The organism is Fictibacillus nanhaiensis (assembly GCF_023715445.1).
GTDB classification, from domain to species: domain Bacteria; phylum Bacillota; class Bacilli; order Bacillales; family Fictibacillaceae; genus Fictibacillus; species Fictibacillus nanhaiensis_D.
Window position 1 is genome coordinate 279658 of sequence record NZ_JAMBOD010000003.1, and the last position, 22657, is coordinate 302314.

Below are 22657 nucleotides of genomic sequence, written 5' to 3' on the forward strand. Positions count from 1 at the left end.
ACCTCCATAAAAATTCATAGTGCTACTCAATATCTTTTACGAAATAAGAACATATATGCATGTTTTTTGACAATCATTGCATCTTTAGCGCTTTCATAATATCATTAAGTAGTGATTATTATTTTTTATTGAATTTCCTAGGAGGTTTCACAATGAAATTTGAAGATAGCGGCTTAAACGGGAAGGTAATTGAATTCTCACTTTTAGAACATGTCATGGACAATCATGGAATGATCCGCGCAGGACAATGGGATTATGAGCGTATTACATACGATTACAAATTTGAAGACATGACAAATGGAGATGTATACTATTTCCGTTTTCCTTGTCATGTTATTGAAGCAGAAACTGAAACACCTCATGCAAAAATTGAACTAGGTACTCCATACCTAGGGAAACACTACTATCCGCACGGTGTTGAATATGATGAAGAGTTTCCGAAGCATGTGGTAAACCAATGCAACAAGCTAATCGAAGCTTTGCACAGCGAACTTCACGTTTAATAAAAAATCCCTCATTTATTGAGGGATTTTTTTCTATTCAACTGCACTTTCCGGGGAGTGAGACGAAGAATACCCTTCAAATAGTCTGCCGCCATAAGGAGCAATAATTTCATCAACAAAATGGATGACTCCCACTTTTTCTCTGCTGCTGTAGTAAAGGTCAAATACTTCAGCAAACCGGGCAGCAAAATCTTCATTGTATTCTTTAAGAGCTCTTATGATCCACTTTCCTTCTCCGATCCAGTGACCATTCACTCTAAGAACAAATTCATGGGTTAAGTCGGCTAATTTAGAGACCACAAATAAGTCTTCGATTCCATTAGTAGATCCTTCTAGATCATTTAAGAGATCAGTCAGATGATATCTAGCTCTTTCTATTTCAATTGATCTCCAAGGTGTCGGTCCCGCTTTTAATAGTTGAAGAGCTTCATTTTTTATCCGGGAGGCATGGCCAGTATCACGGAGAATGATCCCTTCTGCACACATTTGCGGAAGAGAGGGTCTTGCTCTGTCTATATTTTCTTTAAAAAAGTTTTTGTAAGTAAACATGTTATGCACGAAAACTTCTATTGGCCAATCAAACTCTGTAAGCGACTGTCGATATGACTCCCCAACTGAGCTGTCAATAATGATAATATCCAAATCTGAGCTTTCCGTTTCTTCACCTCGAACCACACTTCCAGCCAAATATGCTACTTCACAGTTTGGAAAATATGATTCTACAAATTTAATTGCTGCTTGTCTTGCACTGATTTTCATCATTTTTTTCTCCTTCATAATCGGCTTAGATTATCTATTCTACATGCGGGGTTCAATTTCTTTTTTTTCTGCAAAATTGATTGAAAATGACAAAAAAACCAGCGTTCTAAGCTGGTTATTTCATCTCAGGATTAAGCCTATTATTCTGATTCTTGATCAATTCCAAATCTTCTTTATCACGGACACGTTCTTTTTTAACCCATCTGTAAAAAATTAAGCCTAGCACAAAAGCATAGATAACTTCCTGGAATATTTTCATGGTTACTCCGCCAACATGCTGGTCTTCTGACGGTGTCATAGCAGCATACAATTGAGGAACATTTCGGTATGTCTCATATAACTGATAATCAGCAAACATAATCAAGGCACACGCAGGAGTCATCAAGACACCATTGGCAAAAACATAACCTATTTTTTTAATATCAGATAATGTTTCCATTTCTTTAACTGGGCAAAGAACTGGCCACCACATTGTAAAAGCAGTGATTAACAATACAGTATGATAGGTGTAATGAATAATAGGATTTGAAACAGCATTATCAAAAACCAATGGAATGTGGTATAGAGAAAATGCTGCGTTAAAAACCAATAATGCTATTAGCGGTTTTGTAAGAAAATGAAATAGGTTTACAAGAACAGTCTGTTTATTCAGCCAGGTTTCCCATTTTTCTTCAGGTATACCTAAAATAAATAATGGTGCAATCATAAGGTAAAGAACAGCCATCTGAGCCATATGAACACTAAACAAATAATTATGTCCCAACACCTGAATCGGAGTTCCCTTTATTGCGATTAATAATAAAAGTGCTGAAACAAAAGCTGTTTTTTGCCCGCCTGTAGCGATATTTTGACCGTTGTTTCCACGTGTAATCCAACGGAAATAAACGATAGCAAGCACGATGGCAAGTATATATATACTAGGCGGATACAAAGTGTACCAGCTGTATTCACTCAGACTTGTATGATGAATATGGTGATTATGGTGCAATTTTGTCATCTCCTTTATGGATAGTACCCGTTTCTACTATAACAGTCTTTGAAACACTTGTAATGGTAATACAGTGACAATTCTTAATTTTGTAACATATAAAAAGGGCTGCAAAAGCTGCAGCCCTTCAAATTATTACGATGTCCAGATCATTCCCATTAAGGATGCTACTGTAATAGCTGCAACTAAAACACCGCTTGCCATTCCCCAAATCGGGAAGTCATGGCCTTTGTGACTTAAGTGCATCCAGATATATAGCTGGAAGAACACTTGCACAACAGCCAAAGTAAGGATAAAGATGACAGCGAATGAATCACTGATCTTATCACTCCAAATCGCGAAAAACGCAACGATCGTAAGAAGAATCATCATAACAAAGGAAACGTTATGGTGCTTTCGTTCCTCTTTTAAGGCAAGTTTACGCTGAATCTCCTCATGACGATGCACGGTTGGTTCAGTAGTTTTATGGTGATCAGCCATTGCTTACCCCACCTTTCCCATTAGATAAACAACTGTAAAAATGAATACCCATACAACATCGACAAAGTGCCAGTAAAGTGCAAACAAATAATACTTAGGTGCGTTAGCTAATGTGATGCCTCTGTTCCAGTTTCTAGCTAATAATGTAGAAATCCATAAGATCCCGAATAGTACGTGACCTCCGTGGAAACCAACCAGTGTATAGAAAGCAGAACCAAATGCGGAGCTGGTAAATGTATGTCCTTCGTGAACATAGTGGATGAACTCGTAAATTTCAAGGCCCAGGAATCCAAGTCCTAATAGTAATGTTACGATAAACCATCCTTGCAAAGAACGTACTTTGTTTTGTTTTAATGAAAGAACTGCATATACACTCGTAAGTGAGCTTGTTAAAAGCAGCATAGTTGCAAGAAATACTAATGGCAGTGAGAATAATTCTTCTCCTGATGGACCATCCAGATGCATGTTTCTAAGACCAAGATACGTTCCAAAAAGAGTAGCAAATAAAACCGTTTCCCCACCTAGGAATAGCCAAAATCCTAGAAATTTATTTTTACCTTCAAGGGTAGCTTTTTCCGGATGAGCAGGAAAATTAGCATCTGTTAAACGTTCTCCAGCATTCATTATGCTCTACCCCCTTTAATATCTGCTTCCACTTCTTCTTTGTGAATATGATATCCATGGTCGTCAATAACTGAGCGCAGGAACATTGTTACTAGAACAACTCCTAGTCCAACGATTACTACGGTCCAGTTCGCATAAATAAATCCAAAACCAGCAATAAACAGTCCAAAAGATAAGATGAATGGAAGAATTGAACCATTCGGCATATGAATTTCTCCTACAGGTTCTGCAGGTGTCATTTCACCATTACCAGCTGTTTTTTCAACATACAGTGCATCTAGACCGCGTACTAACGGCGTTTGTGCAAAATTGTATTCAGGTGTTGGAACTGGCATTGCCCATTCAAGCGTACGCCCATCCCAAGGATCTTTTGTTGTTGCATATTTAGATGAAGCAGAAATAACGATATTGATTAAAAGTACAATCGTACCGGCACCCATAAGAATAGCACCGATCGTACTAACGAAGTTCGCTCCATCTAGGTCCTGACCAGACATATATGTATATACACGTCTAGGCATACCCATCAATCCTAACCAGTGCTGTGGAAAGAATGTTAGATGGAATCCGATAAAGAACAACCAGAAGTTCCATTTTCCAAGAGTTTCGTTCAATACACGGTTAAACATTCTTGGATACCAGTAGTATAACCCGGCGAACAATCCTAAAATCAAACCTCCAACGATAACATAATGGAAGTGAGCTACTACGAAATAACTGTCATGGTACTGATAGTCTGCTGCGGGAACAGATAGCATAACCCCTGTAACTCCACCCATTACGAACGTAGGAATAAAGCCAACTGCGAACAGCATCGCTGTTGTAAAACGGATTTGCCCCCCCCACATTGTGAAGATCCAGTTGAAGATCTTAACACCTGTAGGAATCGCAATTGCCATTGTTGCTACTGCAAAGATTGAGTTCGCAACCGGTCCAAGACCAACAGTAAACATGTGGTGGACCCATACCATAAATCCTAAGAAACCGATAAGTACTGTCGCAAATACCATTGCACTGTAACCAAACAAACGCTTGCTAGAGAATGTAGATACGATTTCGGAGATAATACCAAATGCAGGTAAGATCAAAATATATACTTCTGGGTGTCCAAATATCCAGAAAATATGCTCCCAGATTAATACGTTTCCGCCCATGTCCGCATTAAAGAAATTAGCATCAAAAATACGTTCAAACATGAGTAGGAAAATACCTACTGTCAAAGCAGGGAATGCGAACAGAATAAGTCCAGAGGTTACGAATGAAGCCCATGTAAACAACGGCATACGCATAAATGTCATACCAGGTGCCCGCATATTAATAACAGTTACCAGGAAGTTAATACCCCCAGCAAGTGTCCCTGCCCCTGCAATCTGAAGACCCAATACGTAGAAATCCACTCCAGTATCTTCTGCAACAGTTGACAATGGTGCGTAAGCTGTCCATCCAGCTTCAGGTGCTCCGCCTAAGAACCAGCTCAGGTTCAGCAATAGACCACCAAAGAAAAATAACCAAAAACCTACTGCATTCACAAATGGGAATGCTACGTCACGCGCTCCGATCTGCAGTGGAAGGATCGCGTTCATAAAACCAAAGATGATCGGCATCGCTGCCAAGAAGATCATCGTTGTTCCGTGCATCGTTAATAATTGATTGTAAAGTTCACCAGTGAATATTTTGCTGTCTGGTTCCATTAACTGAATACGCATTAAGATGGCTTCAAGTCCTCCGATTAAGAAGAAGAACCCGCCAGCCAAAAGATACAAAATACCGATTTTTTTATGGTCAACGGTAGTGAGCCAATCCATAAGCCCACTTCTCTTTTTGTGACTTTCGTGAGTTGCCACGGTGTAACCTCCTTTTTTGCTATGCTTAAGACTATTTCAATTTAAGACCTAACAAGTAATCTGAAACAGCATCAATTTCCTCGTCAGTAAGGTTCACTTTAGGCATGTTATTGCCAGGCTTCACTTCTTGAGGGTCTTTGATCCATTTTTCCAGATTTTCTTTGTTATGTTCTAAGATACCTGCTACACGGTCTTTATCACCAAAACCAGTTAAGCTTGGTCCTGTATTACCGCCTTCTTGTCCAACAGCGTGGCAAGATAAACAGTTCTTTTCAAAGACTTGTTGTCCGTTAGCATTAGCAGAAGCTTTACCGTCTGCAGCCTTATAGCTCGCAACCCAGTTTTTGTAGTCTTCTTTAGAAACAACTCTTACTTTGAAATCCATTAGAGCATGTGATGCACCACAAAGCTCTGCACACTTACCTTTGTAAACAACATCTGTCTTGCTTCCAGTATCAAACCACATGTAGTTCTTATTTTTATCACCAGGGTTTGTATCTGTTTTACCAGCAAGTGACGGAATCCAGAACGAGTGAATAACGTCAGCAGATGATAATTCAACGTGAACTTTTGTATCTGCTGGAAGAACTAATTCCTGTGAAGTAATCAATTCTTCTTTTGGATACTCAAATTCCCACCAGTATTGGTGTCCTGTTACCTTAATGCTTAGTTCATTTTTTAAAGCTGGTTTCGCATCTGCAGAGAATTCAAATGTTCTCATTACAGTTGGCACTGCTAAAATAATTAACAAGAGGATCGGAATAACTGTCCATAGTAATTCAAGCATATGGTTTCCTTCTACTTGTTTAGGTGTAGAATTGTCGCCTTTTTTCTTTCTAAACTTTAATAGTACAAATGCATAAAGTACGAAAACTACCACTAGAACCAGAATCATAATACTAATTGAGATCAGCATTAGCTGGAACTGTTTGTCAGCAACTTCACCTTGCGGAATTAAAGCCGATAGAGTCGGATCTCCGCACCCCATCAATAAGAGTGCCAACATGGCAAATAAGGAAACCAATCGTCCTTTTTGTAGCCATTTTTTCATCACTACATATACCCCACTTTCTCGTTGTAGTCTGTCTTGACTGAATCTTCTTTCTATTCAATTCAAATAAGTATGTTATTTGAATGGAAATAGCTAAATAGCTTTTTGAAAGCCCTTTTATGTAAAGGCAATTACAGGAACAGCACATGAAGCGCTGTTCCGTTGGTAAAAATAACTATATATTTACTAGAATCATGGCAACAAACATGATTGTCATGTAATTCAATGAATAAACAAACATCATGCGCGCCCATTTCATATCATCTTTTGTTTTCAATCCTGAAAGGGCTAAAATCAGCCATCCCATGCCTAATACAGTAGCTAGGATCAAATAAATGATGCCAAAATCAAACAGATAAAGTGATACTGGAAGCAGTGCAGCAACATACCAGATCATCTGGCGCTTCGTTATGCCGAAGCCAGAAACTACTGGAAGCATTGGAATACCGGCATTACGGTAATCTTCACAGCGCTTCATGGCAAGAGCAAGGAAATGAGGAGGCTGCCATAAAAACATGATGAGGAACAGGATCCACGCAACCCAATGAAGGTTTGCATCAACTGCTGCCCATCCGATTAACGGCGGTACAGCTCCTGAAATCCCTCCCACAACTGTATTAATAGAGTGTGTGCGCTTTAGCCACATTGTATAAACAAACACATATACAAAAAGTCCGACAAGTCCGATAACAGCTGCTGTAGGCGTTGTCATTGCGAGCATTACCGTTCCTAATGCAGATAATATAATTCCTACCCATAGGACCTGACTGGCAGAAATACGGCCAGTAACTGTTGGACGCTCAACTGTTCTCTCCATCAGCTGGTCGATATCTCTGTCTATATAGTTATTTAAACAGCATCCTCCTGCAATAACTAATGCGGCTCCAAGTATACACAACACTAATGTGAGAATGTTGTCGGAGAACAGATAATCGTTATACTTTAAAGCCAGGAAAAACCCTGCAAACGTTGTAATCAAGTTGCTCATTACTATTCCAAGTTTTGCAATGGTTAGAAAATCCTTCCACGTTCCAGTCGGATTTGCTTCTGAAAGAGGTCCCGGTTCCATAACTTTGTTAGCGGCTTCATATGCAGTTGGTGTTTTGCTCAATACAGATACACCTCCTTCTAAAAGTGAAGTTCAGTTCCAATTCTTTCTTCAAGTGTAAGATAAGCCCTCATTCATTCTATATGGGCTTGTGTGTAAAATCAACGGTTAAAAAATGTCTTTATCTGTTCACAATATGTAAAGTAGATTGATTTTCCCATATGGTAGGATAAGAATATAAAAAGAAAGCAAAGAAAATGTCCTTTAACATTATAAAACAAAACAAGTACTTTGTATACTTCGACTAATACTGACAGTACCTTATAGTACCTTATATTATTTGTACAATCAGGCTGGAAGTATTACCAGATGAATTTCTTACAAATTTGTGAAGGTTATAGAAAAAAAGCAGGTGAATGAAATTGAAAAGAGCTTATCAGGTTTATTCGATTATTACATCTTTTGGTATGCTGCTCGTTTTACTTATGGGAGCAGTAGTAACAAAGACCGATTCAGGAGAAGGATGCGGTAATTCATGGCCGCTTTGCTATGGCGAACTATTGCCTTCCCAGCCAAAGCTTGAAACGATAATTGAAGTCAGTCATCGCTATGTTTCTGCCTGGCTCGGAATATTAGTTATCATTTTAGCAATATGGGCTTGGAGAAGAGATCCTCATAGAAAAGAAGTAAAAATCCTTGCAGGATCGGCTGTATTTTTTATTGTTCTACAAGGACTTCTTGGTGCAGCAGCAGTAATATGGAGTCAATCATCAGCTGTTCTGGCCTCTCACTTTGGTTTTTCATTGGTATCGTTTGCAAGTGTACTTCTCTTGGCAATCCTTTCTTTTGAAGATCGCGACCGGCCGTTTATCGCAAAAGTAACACCAGCATTCAAGAAGAACATCTATTGGCTTTTCGCTTACCTGTACGCAGTTGTTTACACAGGTGCGCTCGTAAGACATACAGGCTCCAGCATGGGCTGTGGACAGCAATTCCCGATGTGTGACGGGACTTTTATAAATGGATTGAGCTCTCAAGGGAGTATACATTTACTTCATCGAATCGCAGCTACCGTGTTATTTTTATGGATTATTTATTCTTGGTATCACGCTAGAAAACATTACAGAGATCAAAAGGTTCTAAATAAAGGATTTCAATTTGCTGCTTTATTTGTTTTACTTCAGGGGATTTCAGGCGCTCTGATCGTGTTATCAAACTTAAATCTATTTGTAGCTTTGTCACATGGGCTGATTATCTCCTTCCTATTTGGTGTTCTGAGCTTTATAGCATTAATGGTATATAGAAAATAGATAAATAAAAGAGGCTGGTACGAGGGTTGAGATAAAAATAACCTTTCGTGTCAGCTTCTTTCCTTGTTAGATTTTTGAACATGGAACAGATAGTTAATGAACTAACCTAGCAGGAAAGAATTGAGCTTTTTACAGCCATTTTTTTTGATGGTTGGAAAGAAAAAATTAGAATTCGCCTCTTAATTGAAAAATCGGTTTACGAAAAGCATTCTTAACCATACCGTCAAGGGTATACACAGTTGTAATTCTAAGCTTAATAAAATTAATCCCACGTAAAACGATTAGAATCCCACGAATATAAACTTATAACCACGAGTTGGCAAATACCGACAAATTTCGCCACGGTCATACTAAAAATATTCCCTTAAATGCAATAAAAAAGAGTGTCTCACAACGAGACACCCTCTTTTTTTATAATACTTATTTATCCAATTCGATTAAAAGATCTCCGGCACTGATGCTTTCTCCGTTTTGAACAGAAATTGCTTTTACTCTTCCGTCAAAAGGAGCTTGAACAGTTGTTTCCATCTTCATCGCTTCTGTAATCATTAAATGATCGCCTTTTTTCACTTTTTCACCTTCTTCAACCAGTACTTTTATTACCGTTCCAGGCATAGAAGCACCAATTTGTGAAGGATTAGATGGATCTACTTTTTGCTTTGCAGAAACCGTTACTTTTGCACTTTCATCAATAACAATAATTTCACGCGACTGTCCATTCAATTCAAAATAGAGAACTCTAGATCCATCATTTTGAGCTTCTCCGATTGAAACAAGCTTTACGATCAATGTTTTCCCTTGTTCAATCTCTACCTCAATTTCCTCACCTAGTCTCATTCCATAGAAGAATGTAGGAGTATCCAGTACAGAGATATCTCCAAACTGAGCAAACATTTTCTCGCGGTCTAAAAAGACTTTCGGATACAGCGCATACGCCAGTACATCAAAGCTTGTGACTTGGCGGTTGATCTTATGGAACAAAGTTTCTTTTATGTCATTAAAATCAGCAGCTTCAAGCATCTCGCCCGGTCTTACCGTCAAAGGTTCTCTTCCCTTTAGAATGATCTGCTGAAGTTCACGAGGGAAGCCTTGATATGGCTGTCCGAGATATCCCTGGAAGAATTCCACAACAGAATCCGGGAAGTCCAATGATTCGCCTCTGTCATATATATCATCTTCTGTTAAGTTATTTTGAACCATATAAAGTGCCATGTCTCCGACAACTTTTGAAGATGGCGTTACTTTAACGACATCACCGAACATATCATTAACTCTGCGATACATCTGTTTCACTTCATCCCAGCGGTCTCCTAAAGCAACGGCTTTCGCTTGCTGCTGCAGATTGCTAAACTGTCCCCCAGGCATCTCATGTTCGTATACTTCAGGGTCAGGTGCCGTCATGCCGCTCTCAAAGCCTGAATAATACTTTCTAACATCTTCCCAGTATGCTGATAGCTGTTTAGCATGATGAATATTTAAGTCAGGCTGCCTTTCGTTCCCGGCTAAAGCATAATACAAAGAATTAGCACTTGGCTGTGAAGTCTGTCCAGCCATTGAGCTTAATGCAACATCCACGATATCTACTCCGGCTTCAGCAGCTTTAGCATACGTAAAAATACCATTACCGCTCGTATCGTGTGTATGCAAGTGGATCGGGATATTAATAGAATCCTTAAGCGCAGATACTAAGTCATATGCGGCCTGAGGCTTTAATAAACCTGCCATATCCTTTATAGCAAGAATATGTGCACCTTCCTGCTCAAGTTCCTTAGCTAGTTTCACATAATAATTTAAATCATATTTCGTACGGCTTGGATCCAGAATATCACCTGTATAACAAATAGCAGCTTCAGCAATTTTTCCTGTTTCCCGAACAGCATTAATTGCCACTTTCATCCCTTCAACCCAGTTTAGGCTGTCAAAGATTCGGAATACATCAATCCCGGCCATAGCAGATTTTTTAACAAACTCTTCAATAACATTGTCAGGGTAGTTTTTATACCCCACCGCATTTGAAGCTCTTAGTAGCATCTGGAATAATACATTAGGAGCTTTTTCTCTCAGCTTCAACAGCCTGTCCCATGGATCCTCATTTAAGAAACGATAAGCCACATCAAACGTTGCTCCTCCCCACATTTCAAGAGAGAACATATCCGGCCATAACCTTGCCGTAGGTTCTGCAATATGAAGAAGGTCATTAGTTCTGACGCGTGTTGCAAGGAGCGACTGATGACCATCACGGAATGTAGTATCCGTAAGCAAGAGTTTCTTCTGATCCTTTACCCATTGAGCTACCGCTTCGGGTCCCTCATTGTCTAATAGCTGCTTTGTACCATTTGGGATTGGTTCAGAATGCCTCATTTTTGGAATGCGCGGGTTATCAAATAGCGGCTTTTCTTGTTTCTGAAGACCAGGAAAACCATTAATCGTTGTAGCCCCAATGTAAGAAAGCATCTTGGTCCCTCTGTCCTTGCGTTTAGGGAACACAAATAATTCACTGCTCGTATCAATAAAAGAAGTATCATAGTCTCCAGATAAGAACTTCTGGTGTGTTACTACATTCTCAAGGAAAGCAATATTTGTCTTAATACCGCGGATACGGAACTCTTTTAAGTTTCTGAGCATTTTAGATGCAGCTTGTTCATAGGACAATGCCCACGTGGAAACCTTTACGAGCAATGAATCGTAAAAAGGTGTAATAACCGCACCCTGGAATCCATTGCCAGCATCAAGACGCACTCCAAAGCCGCCACCGGAACGATAGGCCATAAGCTTTCCTGTATCCGGCATAAACTGATTTGCCGGATCCTCAGTCGTAACACGTGATTGAATAGCGTAACCATGGCAATAAATATCTTTCTGCTGAGGAATTCCTAATTCTTTACTGTGCAATGAGTAGCCCTGGGCGATAAGGATTTGTGATTGTACGATGTCAATACCGGTAACCATTTCTGTAATCGTATGTTCTACCTGAACCCGAGGATTCACTTCAATAAAATAAAAATCGCCATTTTGGGTAACAAGATACTCTACAGTACCTGCATTTACATATCCTACATGCTCCATCAAGGAAACAGCAGATTCACAAATATCATGACGCAGTTCTTCCGTTAACGAAACGCTAGGCGCAACCTCAACTACTTTTTGATGTCTCCTTTGAACGGAGCAGTCACGTTCGTATAGGTGTACGAGATTTCCTTCATAGTCTCCAAGGATCTGAACTTCGATATGTTTTGGTTTGTCTAAGAATTTTTCAACATAAACTTCGTCTTTGCCAAAAGCAGCCTTTGCCTCTGACTTTGCTCTTTCATAGCTTTCTGCCAGTGAGTTTTCACTTCTGACAATTCGCATTCCGCGGCCGCCGCCGCCCATGGAAGCTTTAATGATAATTGGAAAGCCGTGTTCCTCTGCGAACGATTTCACTTCTTCTAAAGAATGAACAGGACCATCACTTCCCGGTATAACCGGTATGTTTGCGTCAATAGCTGCTTGTCTTGCTTTTACTTTATCCCCGAAAATATCAAGATGATTTTCTTCTGGTCCGATAAAAATAATGCCTTCTTCACGGCATCGGTCTGCAAACTCCTTGTTTTCTGAAAGGAATCCATAACCCGGGTGTACGGCGTCGACACCATTAGTTTTTGCTATTTCGATAATTCCTTCAATATCCAAATAAGCATCTATCGGTTTTTTTCCTTCTCCAACAAGGTAAGCTTCATCTGCTTTATAACGATGATAGGAACCAGTATCTTCCTTTGAATATATCGCTACAGTTCGAATATCCAGTTCTGTACACGCTCTGAAAATCCGGATTGCAATTTCTCCTCGGTTTGCTACTAAGACTTTGCTGATTTTTCTGCTCATACAAGTTCCTCTCCTTTTACCGTTACATGATTGCTTTTAAGCTTCTGTTTTTTTCAATCGGTTGTTTGTCAGGTACTTTCTTATTCAATTTTACTTTTGCAGAAATATTTATTAGAATTCCCATCGATGTTAAAAACAAGAGAAGGGAAGATCCGCCATAAGATATGAAAGGCAGCGGTACACCCGTGATTGGAAGTAAACCAACAGCTGCCCCCAGATTAACGACTGTTTGTATACCTATCATTCCAGATATTCCGAATGCAAGCAAACTCGTATACGTTTCATTGCTTTGCATACCAATCCAAAATCCTTTCAATACGATATACCCCAAAAGAGCAATAATTAAAAACACTCCGAAAAAACCAAGTTCTTCCGCGATAATTGCAATGATAAAGTCTGTATGCGGTTCAGGCAAAAATCCATACTTTTGAATGCTTTCTCCCAATCCGCTGCCCGTCATTCCCCCGGCAGCAATGGAAATATAGCCGTTAACAAGCTGATACCCATCTCCAGCCGGATTTTTAAAAGGATCATATGCAGCATCAAACCGGGATAATTGTTCCTCACTCAACTGGAAGAAAATACCTATTCCGACAATGCCAGCCAATGCCGCCATGGAAAAGATGTGTTTGAATTTTATCCCTGAACAAAAAAGGATGATGCCGGCAACCCCTGCAACAATTAGGGCTGTTCCAAGGTCGGGCTGCAAGATTATTAGTATGAACATGACTGCAAAGATACTCAAAGGAGGAATCACTCCTTTTTTGAAATCATGCATCTTCCCCTGTTTTTTGGAATAGATCGCTGCCAAGTAAATGGCAAGGGATAATTTAATGAACTCTGCCGGCTGTATACCAACAGGTCCTATGTATAACCAGCTTTTTGCGTTATTTACTTCCCGCCCTAAAATTAAAACCGCAATCAGAACTCCTATGGAGACTAGCACGATGGGGAGCATTAATTTTTTATAGATTTGTACGTTAAATCTCATTGTAAAATACATGAGGAGCAGTCCCGCGAGTAAAAAGATGAGCTGTCTTGTGAAGAAAAAACTGCTGCTATAATCGTATTTGTTAATGGTTACCCCTATACTTGCGCTGTATATCATGACTAAACCTGTACTGCACAATAATAGTACGGCTACTAAAAGAGAATAGTCATAGGGTCTTACTGCTTTTTTCACTTGTTCACCCTTCTCCTCTCAATAAAAAATCATAATTATTAGATATTGTAACATATAAAACCTTTTTCTTATTAGTTGAGCACGTCGATATTCCCTTTAAACATATTCATTCGTAACAATGTATCCGTTTTTGATTAAAAATGAATAATTCTTTATAAATATAAAAAAATCCAGTCCAAATGTATTTCGGACTGGCTGTGTATCATTTTTTCATAGAAGCATCATGCAATGCAGTAAGCTGCTTTTCGAGCGATTCTAACAACTGTTTTCCCGCTTCTTCATTTACCAGATTTAAGCGGACTGCAAAATCTATTTCACGGGATAAACCAAACATTTGCGTATCCAATACTTCCTCATAGAGGGGACATTGTGGCATAGTTAAGTTTTCCATTTGAACTTCAATCAATTTCAGGATTTTGTCTGCATCTGCTTTTAATAGTTCAAATGCTCTTTCCCGATGTCCAGTTGCCATCTCAGCTGACAATGATCATCCCTCCGTTCGCACGAATTTCTACCTTTAAATATAAAGGTTTAAATAAAAAAAATCAACATATTACAGTATTCACATAATCATGCTATGCTTTTAATAGCGTTTACAATTCAAGGAGGCTTATATGGAATTTATAGTTGCACTTAACGGGAAGGTAAACTACCCCTTAACATTAGATCCGGGTGTCTGGATTTTTGACGATAGAAAAGAAGACCTGAATACGCTGTTTGACCGGAAAAATAATAAAGAAAGTGAACAAGAAAAATATTTAAAAGATGTTTCTGCTCACTGGGACAGAGAATTGCAGGAAGGCGCTGTTCCACCTTCTGAAAAACAAAAACCAAAAACAACCTTAAAGGAAACGCTCTTAACTAGTTCCTTTGCTATTTCGCTGTCGTACTTCATCTATAATGCACAACCGCACCCTGACGCAGAGAAAGTAACATTTAAGTCAGGGGACGGTAACGTAGAAATCACACTTAAAGAAGCTCAAGAAGGATATCTGGCTTTTTCCGAAAACGGAAAACCGTTAAAAACAGACGGTCCTGTTCACTTTTACTTTGGTGATGGAAGCAACAAAGAAAATCCGATCAAGCATATTACAGCCATTACGATTCAATAAAGAAGATCTCTGGACAGCTCAACCGAGAGCTGTCTTTTTTCATTATAAAAGGTCAGCAGCGATCTGCGCTAGCGAAGAACGTTCTCCTTTTTCCAGCCGGACGTGGCCGCTGACAGACTGGTCTTTAAATTTTTCCACCACATACGTTAATCCGTTTGTAAATTCATCCAAATAAGGATGGTCAATCTGCTGAGGATCACCAAGCAGTACAATTTTACTTCCTTCCCCTACCCTTGTTAGGATAGTCTTTACTTCATGCTTCGTTAAGTTTTGGGCTTCATCAATTATAATAAACTGATCAGGAAGGCTTCTCCCTCTGATATAGGTAAGTGCTTCAACATGGATCGAACCTATGCCAGCCAAGATTTTTTCAAGCTCCCCTTGCTTTTTCGTGTTAAATAAATATTCCAGATTGTCATAGACCGGCTGCATCCATGGTTTAAGCTTTTCTTCTTTCTCCCCCGGCAGATAGCCGATGTCCTTGCCGACAGGAACAATAGGGCGTGCGATAAATAATTTTATATAATCTTTTAAGTCTTCTGTCTGCAGCAATGCAGCGGCAAGAGTAATTAATGTTTTACCCGTCCCGGCCTTACCGATCAAAGTAACAAGCGGCAGGTCTTTTCGCAGCAATAGTTCAAAAGCCATTTTTTGCTGCACATTTCTTGCCCGTATTCCCCAAATCTGTTCAGAATCATATCGCAAAGGCTTGAGAGTTTTTCCGAATTCGTCAACTTTTCCTAGTGCTGAAACAGAAGACCTAAAAACATCTTTTAAGATAACAAATTGATGTGGATAAAATGAATGTCCTGTTAGTTCAATAAGCTGCAATTCATTTTTCTCATAAAATTTACTCAGCAGATCTCCTTGCACATAGATCTCTTTATAGCCTGTATAGGTCTGATCATTCTTATCAATGACCCTGTCACTTAAAAAATCCTCAGCTTCTAGGCCGAGGGCATCGGCTTTTACCCGGACTAGTACATCTTTTGAAACCAGAATCACCCTAATACCGCTATTTTTTTCCTCTTCCTGCTGCTGCAGATTTAAAGTAACCGCAAGAATCCGGTTATCATTCGTCGGTTCAACAAATGTTTCCTGAAGCCTTTGAAACGATTTATGGTTAAGTTCTACACGAAGCTTTCCCCCGTTTTCCAGCGGCACCCCTATATGAAGCTTTCCATTTTGTCTGACCCGGTCAATCAAGCGGGAAACTTCTCTTGCATTCCTTCCAATTTCGTCCATGTAACGTTTTTTGGAATCCACTTCCTCTAACACGACAGCAGGTATGACTACTTCACTATCTCCAAAAGATTGTATCGAATAAGGATCCTGCAACAGCACGTTCGTATCTAGGACGTATCGTTTATTCAACATTCAGCCTCCTGACTTAAATGTAATCCTATTTATAAAGTGCATTTTTATGGACTATCTATTAAAAATGTATGTCTTAAGGAATAAAGTTAGAAGAATGTACAAAAAATAACGGAAATGACTTGGAAGGACTGATATGATTGAAGACATTCCGTATTGCTGCTGTATTATGCGCAATCTTTGTTCTGTTTGGCTGCATGAATGAAAAAAATAATGATAATGCTCAAGCTGATAAAAATATACCGCGTCTTACAAAAGTGAATCAAACAGCTGAAAGCAAAAAGCCTGATCAGCCCAAAGGTTCACAGGAAATTTCCAGACATCTCGTAGGATTGGCTACAGGTATCCCAGGTGTTGAAGATGCAACTGCAGTTGTATTAGGTCCATACGCAGTTGTAGGAATCGATGTTGATCGTAAGCTCGATAATTCTCGTGTAGGTTCTATCAAATACTCTGTAGCAGAAGCTCTAAAAAATGATCCTAATGGAAAAAACGCTCTTGTAACTGCAGATCCTGATACAACAGAAAGACTGCGTCAGATGGGAAAACAGATTCGCCAGGGACATCCTATAGGGGGAATCGCAAATGAGCTCGCTGGAATCGTCGGCCGTTTGATGCCACAAGTTCCGCACAGCCTGCAAACAGAAAAGCCATCGCCTACAGAAACAAATAACAGCCAGCTTTCAGAAAAAGAAGAGCGTCAGCTGAAAGATAATCAGAAAAAGCATGAAAAATCCGATAAGAATCAGCCGCAGCGATTAAACGAGAGCTAAACATTACGATGACTGATATGGGATGAACTCAGCCTTTATCAGTCATTTTTTTATGAAAATAAATTGACGATTTATGTCGAAAATCGTGTATTTTTCATTTAACGTGGGATTTTTTAAAATAACGAGGGTTTCTTTAAATTAACGTGGGATTTTTTAAAATAATGCGGGATTATCCAGAAGTTACCAAAAATCTCATGATATATGTCGTTATCAGACGCACATACTTTGTTATAGTCCTCTTGAAATACACAAAAACGTTCAATCTTCTCTGGAGTACTTCAATTCCCTTGCTTAATTTACAATTTCCTTTATGGTATACTGATTGAAAGAGGTGAAATACGATGCGTGTAAAATGCGTATTATGCGATACAATTGAAGTTATTGAAAACGAATGTATACTTGCAAAAAAACTAAGAAACAGACCGATACACACGTTTATGTGCGAGCCATGCAAAGAGCGGATCACGCGAAAAACAGCACAGCGGGAAGCGACAGGTAATTTTACACTATATAAAAGTCCCGATACGAACAATGATTGGTAACCGGTTAATAAACTGGTTTATATTTGGCACGATCGCCGGCACTTTGCTGGCTTGTTTTTTTTATTGGATAGAAAGAGGGCTGGAAATCAAACTTTATACTTTTTTGCTGAACATTGATTTTTTGCCTTTACCTGATACCATTATTTATTCTGTCCCTGTTCAGTTTGTTATGCATCTATTCATATCTGTTATTCTGATCGCTATCATTGATATACTTTATGAACGATTTTCTCATCCATTTCTCCTATCTGTAATCATTAATGCTATTATGTCCTTTACCTTTTTTCCCCTTTATCAAATGGCTATTTCAAAGCCGTTCTTCCCTCCATTTTTCTTTCCATTTACACTGTGGATTATCGGACACATTTTATATGCACTATTAATTGGATACTTGGTTTCATATATACATAAAAAAAGGAGTGCTGATTGATCAGCACCCCTCGTTAAATCTTGGTTCATTTATAATTCCTTCATATAAAGCATCTACAGCATCAACAAAAAACCGCTCTGTTCTCTCAACGCCTTCTGCTTTAAATTCTACGATGTAAAAATGACCCTGAATAGTTACAGATTGAATGTTAACTTGATGGTCGTCTTTTAGGATTTCACTAAAAAATTCAAAAGTATCCTTTGCTGCTAAATCGTGAGGCCGTTCTTCATGCACCTTTTTAATGCTTAACCAATTTGAAAGAGCATCGACTAGCTTCATGATGAACCCCCTTATTTAGCTGCTTTCTTTTTACTTCGATATAATCTTACTTTGTAAATAATAAGGATTAGTGCTGCCACAATTAACCCTTCTGCAACCGGCAGTCCGATTCCAAAGAACGCTAAGGGCATACATCCGATTATTAAGAATAAGTAGATCAATGCTGATTTTAAAGGCGGCAATTTCTTTGCGAATCCTAATTTAAAAACAATGATACTCAAGACTGTAATAACGATATATAACAGCAGAAAAGCTCTGACAGGGTCATTCTCGATCCCCAGCAGCAAAGCCATGGAAGATGAATCTTCCCCTGTCGCTTTCATGATTTCTTGTTCTTCCACGATTCCCACTCCCGCTTCTTAAAAGTTAAGTTTAGCCTTGAGCAAGTTTCTTTTTCTTCTCTACTCTTTCACGTTCGTTCTTATCAAGCACTTTTTTACGAAGACGAATACTTTCAGGTGTAACTTCACAATATTCATCATCATTCAAGTATTCAAGTGCTTCTTCAAGTGACATAATACGCGGTTTTTTCATACTTACTGTTTGGTCTTTATTTGCTGAACGCATGTTCGTCATTTGTTTCACTTTAACAATATTAACCGTAATATCGTTCTCACGTGTGTGTTCCCCAACAATCATACCCATATAAACTTCAGTTCCTGGTTCAATGAAAATGGTACCTCGGTCTTCAACACCCATTATTCCGTATTGAGAAGCTTTCCCGTTTTCCATGGAAACTAGTACACCTTGACGACGACCGCCAACATTTCCAGCAACCATTGGCTGATAGCTGTCAAACGTATGATTCAGGATACCGTATCCGCGAGTCTGTGTTAAGAATTCAGTTGTATAACCGATCAATCCGCGAGCAGGTACCATGAATTCAAGACGAACTTGTCCAGAACCATTGTTTATCATGTTCTTCATTTCACCTTTACGATCACCTAAAGATTCCATGATTGCACCTGTATACTCTTCTGGAATATCGATTTGAACATGCTCTACAGGTTCACATTTTACACCATCAATTTCACGAACGATTACTTCAGGTTTTGAAACTTGAAGTTCGAACCCTTCACGGCGAAGGTTTTCGATTAAGATTGAAAGGTGGAGCTCTCCGCGTCCTGAAACTGTCCAAACATCAGGTGAGTCTGTATTTTCAACACGCAAACTTACGTCTGTTTCCAATTCAGCCATTAAACGTTCTTCAATTTTACGGCTTGTTACCCATTTTCCTTCACGTCCAGCAAATGGAGAGTTGTTTACTAAGAAAGTCATCTTAAGTGTTGGCTCATCAATACGAAGTACTGGAAGAGCTTCTTCATGGCCTTCAGGACATACTGTTTCACCAACATTGATTTCTTCCATCCCAGATACCGCAATAAGATCTCCAGCTTTAGCTTCATTAATCTCAATACGCTTAAGACCAAGGAAACCAAACAGCTTTGTTACACGGAACTTCTTCACAGATCCATCAAGCTTCATAAGAGATACTGCTTGTCCAACTTTGATCGTACCGCGGAATACACGTCCGATGCCGATACGGCCAAGATAGTCGTTGTAGTCAAGCATCGTAATTTGGAATTGTAGCGGGTCAGCACTGTTATCGACCGGTGCTGGAATCGTTTCGATAATTGTATCAAGCAATGCTGTCATATCTTCATCTTGCTTGCTTGGATCTGGATCCATTGAAGCTGTTCCTTTTAATGCTGAAGCATAAACAACCGGGAATTCAAGCTGTTCTTCTTCTGCTCCAAGGTCGATAAAAAGATCGATAACTTCGTCTACAACTTCTTCTGGACGAGCAAAATCGCGGTCAATCTTGTTTACAACTACGATAGGCGTTAATTTCTGCTCAAGCGCCTTTTTTAATACAAAGCGAGTCTGAGGCATACATCCTTCATACGCATCTACAACAAGCAAAACACCGTCTACCATTTTCATGATACGCTCTACTTCACCGCCAAAGTCGGCGTGTCCAGGTGTATCCATGATATTAATACGTTTGTTATTATAATTAATGGCTGTATTTTTAGCCAAGATTGTAATACCGCGCTCACGTTCTAAATCATTTGAGTCCATTGCACGTTCGTTAACTTGTTCATTGTCACGGAATGTTCCTGACTGATGAAGCAGCTTGTCAACCAAGGTTGTTTTACCATGATCAACGTGGGCAATAATCGCTATATTGCGTAAATCATCTCTTCTATTCAAAATTATTCTCTCCTTATATCCTATCTCTTTTTCTTATCATTTTTTGTTCAACTTGACTATTATATCACAAATTTAATTAAAGGCTTTTTCTTTTTATGTAAATTCGTTACACTTATGATGCAGCATCGGCTGATTTATTTACACTGGAGGTCATCATGAACGTAGTTTTCTTGATTATTGCTTTACTTACTGCACTTGCGATATGTGGAATTGGCGTAGCGATCGGTGAAAAAAGTTTATTAATATTTATCATATCCATCGTTTCTGTTTTCATATTAATGGGATACGGTTTTTCGTTAAAGAAAAAGCAAAGAGAGCGTTCATAAGAAGCTCTCTTCGTTTTTATTTTATTAAATATCCTAAAAGTTCTTCATGCAAACCTGGTTTTGCCGCAAGAATACTATTTTGTTCAAGGAGCTGTATTGGTTTCCCATCCGTTTTCGTTGCAATTCCGCCAACTTCATTCAGCAGTATCAGACCAGCAGCAAAATCCCAAGGCGACAATCTCATTGTCATATACGCATCTAATTTTCCTGATGCAACATATGCGAGTTCAATGGCAGCAGAGCCGTATGAACGTGTACCTCTGGACTTTCGGACTATTTCTTGCACATTTTCGTGATTAATCCTTTTATTCGGACCCACCCATGTAGCATTTACTCCTATTACCGCTTCAGAAAGAGAAGCTTTATCTAATCGGGGAAGCTCATAGTCATTTAAGAATGCCCCTTCTCCATCTTTGGCAAAATAGAGATTTTCTCCGCCAACGTCGTAAATCAACCCGATCTTTCCTTTTCCGTTTTCATAAATTCCAATGGAGATCGCAAAATTAGACTGCTGATGGATAAAGTTTGTGGTTCCATCGATCGGGTCAATAATCCAAATAATACCCGCTTTATCCTTGATATCATCTCCATATCCTTCTTCACCAATAACTCTGTGATCAGGGAACATTTCTTGTATTTTTTCGATAAAAAACTTTTCGATTGCTTTATCCATATTAGTGACGAGGTCAGCAATATGTGATTTGTATGTAATCGTTAACGTATTTTCAAAAGACGCCTTTAATAGCTCTGCCGCTTCGAGTGTCCAAGCTTTAGCATGCTTCTCAATCATTTTCCATTCTTCATTTTTCATGATTTCACCCCTTGCCTTTCTTATTAGTATATGTCAATTCCGACTTGTTCACAAAAAAACGAACCATCCGTTCATGATGGATTCGTTTTTGCTACCCGCTATTTCTTTGAATCATGCCTCAAGTCTCACGAGCTCCAGCCTTAATCGTTCGAGCTTACGTTTAGAATCATTGATTTGTTTTTGATCTTTTGATTTTAAGGCATCAAACAATGTAACTAATTCGTAGTCAATCTCAAGTTTTAAAACTGGAATTCTTCTTTCTGCATCCGTTCTTTTTAAGGTATTCATTACTTGTTTCATATCGCCGGCACATCCTTTCTTTTTTCGTATTCATCTTTTATATATTTTATGAATGACTGATGTATAGTGAAACGGCACTTAGTGGAATCTAAAGCAAACATTTTTTTATAGAATTGCTTCTGTGATAAACTTCTTTTGTATCGTTTTTAAATCAGGAGGAAACATTCATGAATTTTAACGGATTTAAGGAACAAGATTTCAATGTATTTATGACAGATGGTCTTGAGCAGCGTATGGATCAAATCATTACTATTATTCGCCCTAAGCTAGAGGCGCTTGGCAATAAATTTGCTGATGAACTTACAGGTTTAACTGGTGAGGAAATGTTCTATCATGTTGCAAAACATGCTAGGCGTACTGTAAATCCCCCAAAAGATACATGGGTTGCTTTTGCTCCTAATAAAAGAGGGTACAAAATGCTGCCACATTTTCAGATTGGATTGTTTGAAACGCATGTTTTTATCTGGTTTGCACTTATTTATGAATCACCGATAAAAGATTCATATGGAAAGGTGTTTTTAAAAAAGCTTCATAAGATTAAAAAAGACATTCCTGATTCCTATGTCTGGTCTGATGATCACACAAAGCCAGAAAGTTTTAAACACAGTGAAGTAAAAAAGGATAAATTAAAAGAAATGGCTGAACGTCTCAGCTCAGTGAAAAAAGCAGAATTGCTATGCGGCGTTCATATTCCTAAGGATGAAGCGGTGAATATGACAGAAGACGAATGGTACAGCCGCATCACTGAAACGTTTAAAACCCTGTTACCCCTATATCACTTGAAAAAAAATCTGTAATAAAAAAAGTGGCAGGAAGCAGAAGTTCAACTGCTTCTTACCACT

23 protein-coding genes are annotated in these 22657 nt (G+C 38.9%); 7 read left to right on the top strand and 16 right to left on the bottom strand.

Annotated features, from left to right (window positions below; translation table 11 throughout):
- The first annotated feature begins 152 nt into the window (after positions 1-152).
- The gene (locus tag M3196_RS11570) at positions 153-503 is read left to right on the top strand and encodes a YugN family protein (protein WP_251322455.1); all 351 of its coding nucleotides are present in this window, start codon (positions 153-155) and stop codon (positions 501-503) included.
- Between the two features lie 33 nt (positions 504-536).
- Here the strand turns inward: M3196_RS11570 and M3196_RS11575 are convergent, their stop codons facing one another.
- The 7 genes from M3196_RS11575 to cyoE all read right to left on the bottom strand — a co-directional run bounded on the left by M3196_RS11575 (position 537) and on the right by cyoE (position 7318).
- Positions 537-1265 (bottom strand): nucleotidyltransferase domain-containing protein, encoded by a 729-nt coding sequence (locus M3196_RS11575; protein WP_251322456.1) that lies wholly within the window; start codon positions 1263-1265, stop codon positions 537-539.
- 112 nt (positions 1266-1377) lie between these two features.
- Positions 1378-2250 (bottom strand): cytochrome c oxidase assembly protein, encoded by an 873-nt coding sequence (locus tag M3196_RS11580; protein WP_251322457.1) that lies wholly within the window; start codon positions 2248-2250, stop codon positions 1378-1380.
- Positions 2251-2385: 135 nt separating this feature from the next.
- Positions 2386-2730, bottom strand: coding sequence for a cytochrome C oxidase subunit IV family protein (locus M3196_RS11585; protein WP_066289065.1), 345 nt, complete (start codon positions 2728-2730; stop codon positions 2386-2388).
- Between the two features lie 3 nt (positions 2731-2733).
- Entirely contained in the window at positions 2734-3354 is a 621-nt protein-coding gene (locus M3196_RS11590; protein ID WP_251322458.1) for a cytochrome c oxidase subunit 3, read from the bottom strand.
- Positions 3354-5198 carry a cytochrome c oxidase subunit I gene (ctaD, locus tag M3196_RS11595; RefSeq protein ID WP_251322459.1) on the bottom strand — a complete coding sequence of 615 codons (1845 nt, stop codon included), beginning with the start codon at positions 5196-5198 and terminating at the stop codon, positions 3354-3356. The genes M3196_RS11590 and ctaD overlap by 1 nt, the downstream gene beginning before the upstream one ends.
- A 31-nt stretch (positions 5199-5229) precedes the next feature.
- On the bottom strand, positions 5230-6249 hold the full coding sequence (gene coxB, locus M3196_RS11600; protein ID WP_251322460.1) for a cytochrome c oxidase subunit II: 1020 nt from the start codon (positions 6247-6249) through the stop codon (positions 5230-5232).
- Positions 6250-6424: 175 nt separating this feature from the next.
- On the bottom strand, positions 6425-7318 hold the full coding sequence (gene cyoE, locus M3196_RS11605) for a heme o synthase (protein ID WP_251322577.1): 894 nt from the start codon (positions 7316-7318) through the stop codon (positions 6425-6427).
- Between the two features lie 401 nt (positions 7319-7719).
- Here cyoE and M3196_RS11610 point away from each other — a divergent pair, with 401 nt between their 5' ends.
- Entirely contained in the window at positions 7720-8607 is an 888-nt protein-coding gene (locus M3196_RS11610; protein WP_251322461.1) for a COX15/CtaA family protein, read from the top strand.
- A 420-nt stretch (positions 8608-9027) separates the two neighbouring features.
- Here the strand turns inward: M3196_RS11610 and pyc are convergent, their stop codons facing one another.
- From pyc to M3196_RS11625, 3 genes are all read right to left on the bottom strand, one after another.
- Complete coding sequence (gene pyc, locus M3196_RS11615) at positions 9028-12471, bottom strand: pyruvate carboxylase (RefSeq protein ID WP_251322462.1); 3444 nt, start codon at positions 12469-12471, stop codon at positions 9028-9030.
- Positions 12472-12493: 22 nt separating this feature from the next.
- The gene (gene ftsW / locus M3196_RS11620) at positions 12494-13654 is read right to left on the bottom strand and encodes a putative lipid II flippase FtsW (protein WP_251322463.1); all 1161 of its coding nucleotides are present in this window, start codon (positions 13652-13654) and stop codon (positions 12494-12496) included.
- Positions 13655-13856: 202 nt separating this feature from the next.
- Complete coding sequence (locus M3196_RS11625) at positions 13857-14126, bottom strand: YlaN family protein (protein WP_425310996.1); 270 nt, start codon at positions 14124-14126, stop codon at positions 13857-13859.
- Between the two features lie 142 nt (positions 14127-14268).
- On the opposite strand from M3196_RS11625, the gene M3196_RS11630 reads away from it, so the two are divergent.
- Entirely contained in the window at positions 14269-14766 is a 498-nt protein-coding gene (locus M3196_RS11630; RefSeq protein WP_251322465.1) for a peptidyl-prolyl cis-trans isomerase, read from the top strand.
- Between the two features lie 42 nt (positions 14767-14808).
- On the opposite strand, the gene M3196_RS11635 is transcribed toward M3196_RS11630, so the two are convergent.
- The gene (locus M3196_RS11635; RefSeq protein ID WP_251322466.1) at positions 14809-16143 is read right to left on the bottom strand and encodes a PhoH family protein; all 1335 of its coding nucleotides are present in this window, start codon (positions 16141-16143) and stop codon (positions 14809-14811) included.
- Between the two features lie 137 nt (positions 16144-16280).
- Here M3196_RS11635 and M3196_RS11640 point away from each other — a divergent pair, with 137 nt between their 5' ends.
- Positions 16281-16913, top strand: a complete 633-nt coding sequence (locus M3196_RS11640) for a YhcN/YlaJ family sporulation lipoprotein (RefSeq protein WP_276531340.1) — start codon at positions 16281-16283, stop codon at positions 16911-16913.
- 341 nt (positions 16914-17254) lie between these two features.
- A complete protein-coding gene (locus M3196_RS11645) occupies positions 17255-17455 on the top strand; it encodes a YlaI family protein (protein ID WP_251322467.1) in 201 nt (66 codons plus the stop codon).
- A 430-nt stretch (positions 17456-17885) separates the two neighbouring features.
- Here the strand turns inward: M3196_RS11645 and M3196_RS11650 are convergent, their stop codons facing one another.
- The 3 genes from M3196_RS11650 to typA all read right to left on the bottom strand — a co-directional run bounded on the left by M3196_RS11650 (position 17886) and on the right by typA (position 20378).
- On the bottom strand, positions 17886-18164 hold the full coding sequence (locus M3196_RS11650; protein WP_251322468.1) for a hypothetical protein: 279 nt from the start codon (positions 18162-18164) through the stop codon (positions 17886-17888).
- A gap of 11 nt (positions 18165-18175) precedes the next feature.
- A complete protein-coding gene (locus tag M3196_RS11655; RefSeq protein WP_251322579.1) occupies positions 18176-18457 on the bottom strand; it encodes a YlaH-like family protein in 282 nt (93 codons plus the stop codon).
- Between the two features lie 79 nt (positions 18458-18536).
- On the bottom strand, positions 18537-20378 hold the full coding sequence (typA, locus tag M3196_RS11660; RefSeq protein ID WP_251322469.1) for a translational GTPase TypA: 1842 nt from the start codon (positions 20376-20378) through the stop codon (positions 18537-18539).
- 155 nt (positions 20379-20533) lie between these two features.
- On the opposite strand from typA, the gene M3196_RS11665 reads away from it, so the two are divergent.
- On the top strand, positions 20534-20704 hold the full coding sequence (locus M3196_RS11665) for a DUF5325 family protein (RefSeq protein ID WP_251322470.1): 171 nt from the start codon (positions 20534-20536) through the stop codon (positions 20702-20704).
- Between the two features lie 16 nt (positions 20705-20720).
- Here the strand turns inward: M3196_RS11665 and M3196_RS11670 are convergent, their stop codons facing one another.
- On the bottom strand, positions 20721-21515 hold the full coding sequence (locus tag M3196_RS11670; RefSeq protein ID WP_251322471.1) for an inositol monophosphatase family protein: 795 nt from the start codon (positions 21513-21515) through the stop codon (positions 20721-20723).
- A 111-nt stretch (positions 21516-21626) separates the two neighbouring features.
- Entirely contained in the window at positions 21627-21815 is a 189-nt protein-coding gene (locus M3196_RS11675; RefSeq protein ID WP_251322472.1) for a hypothetical protein, read from the bottom strand.
- Positions 21816-21982: 167 nt separating this feature from the next.
- On the opposite strand from M3196_RS11675, the gene M3196_RS11680 reads away from it, so the two are divergent.
- Positions 21983-22612, top strand: coding sequence for a YktB family protein (locus M3196_RS11680; RefSeq protein WP_251322473.1), 630 nt, complete (start codon positions 21983-21985; stop codon positions 22610-22612).
- The last annotated feature ends 45 nt before the right edge of the window (positions 22613-22657 follow it).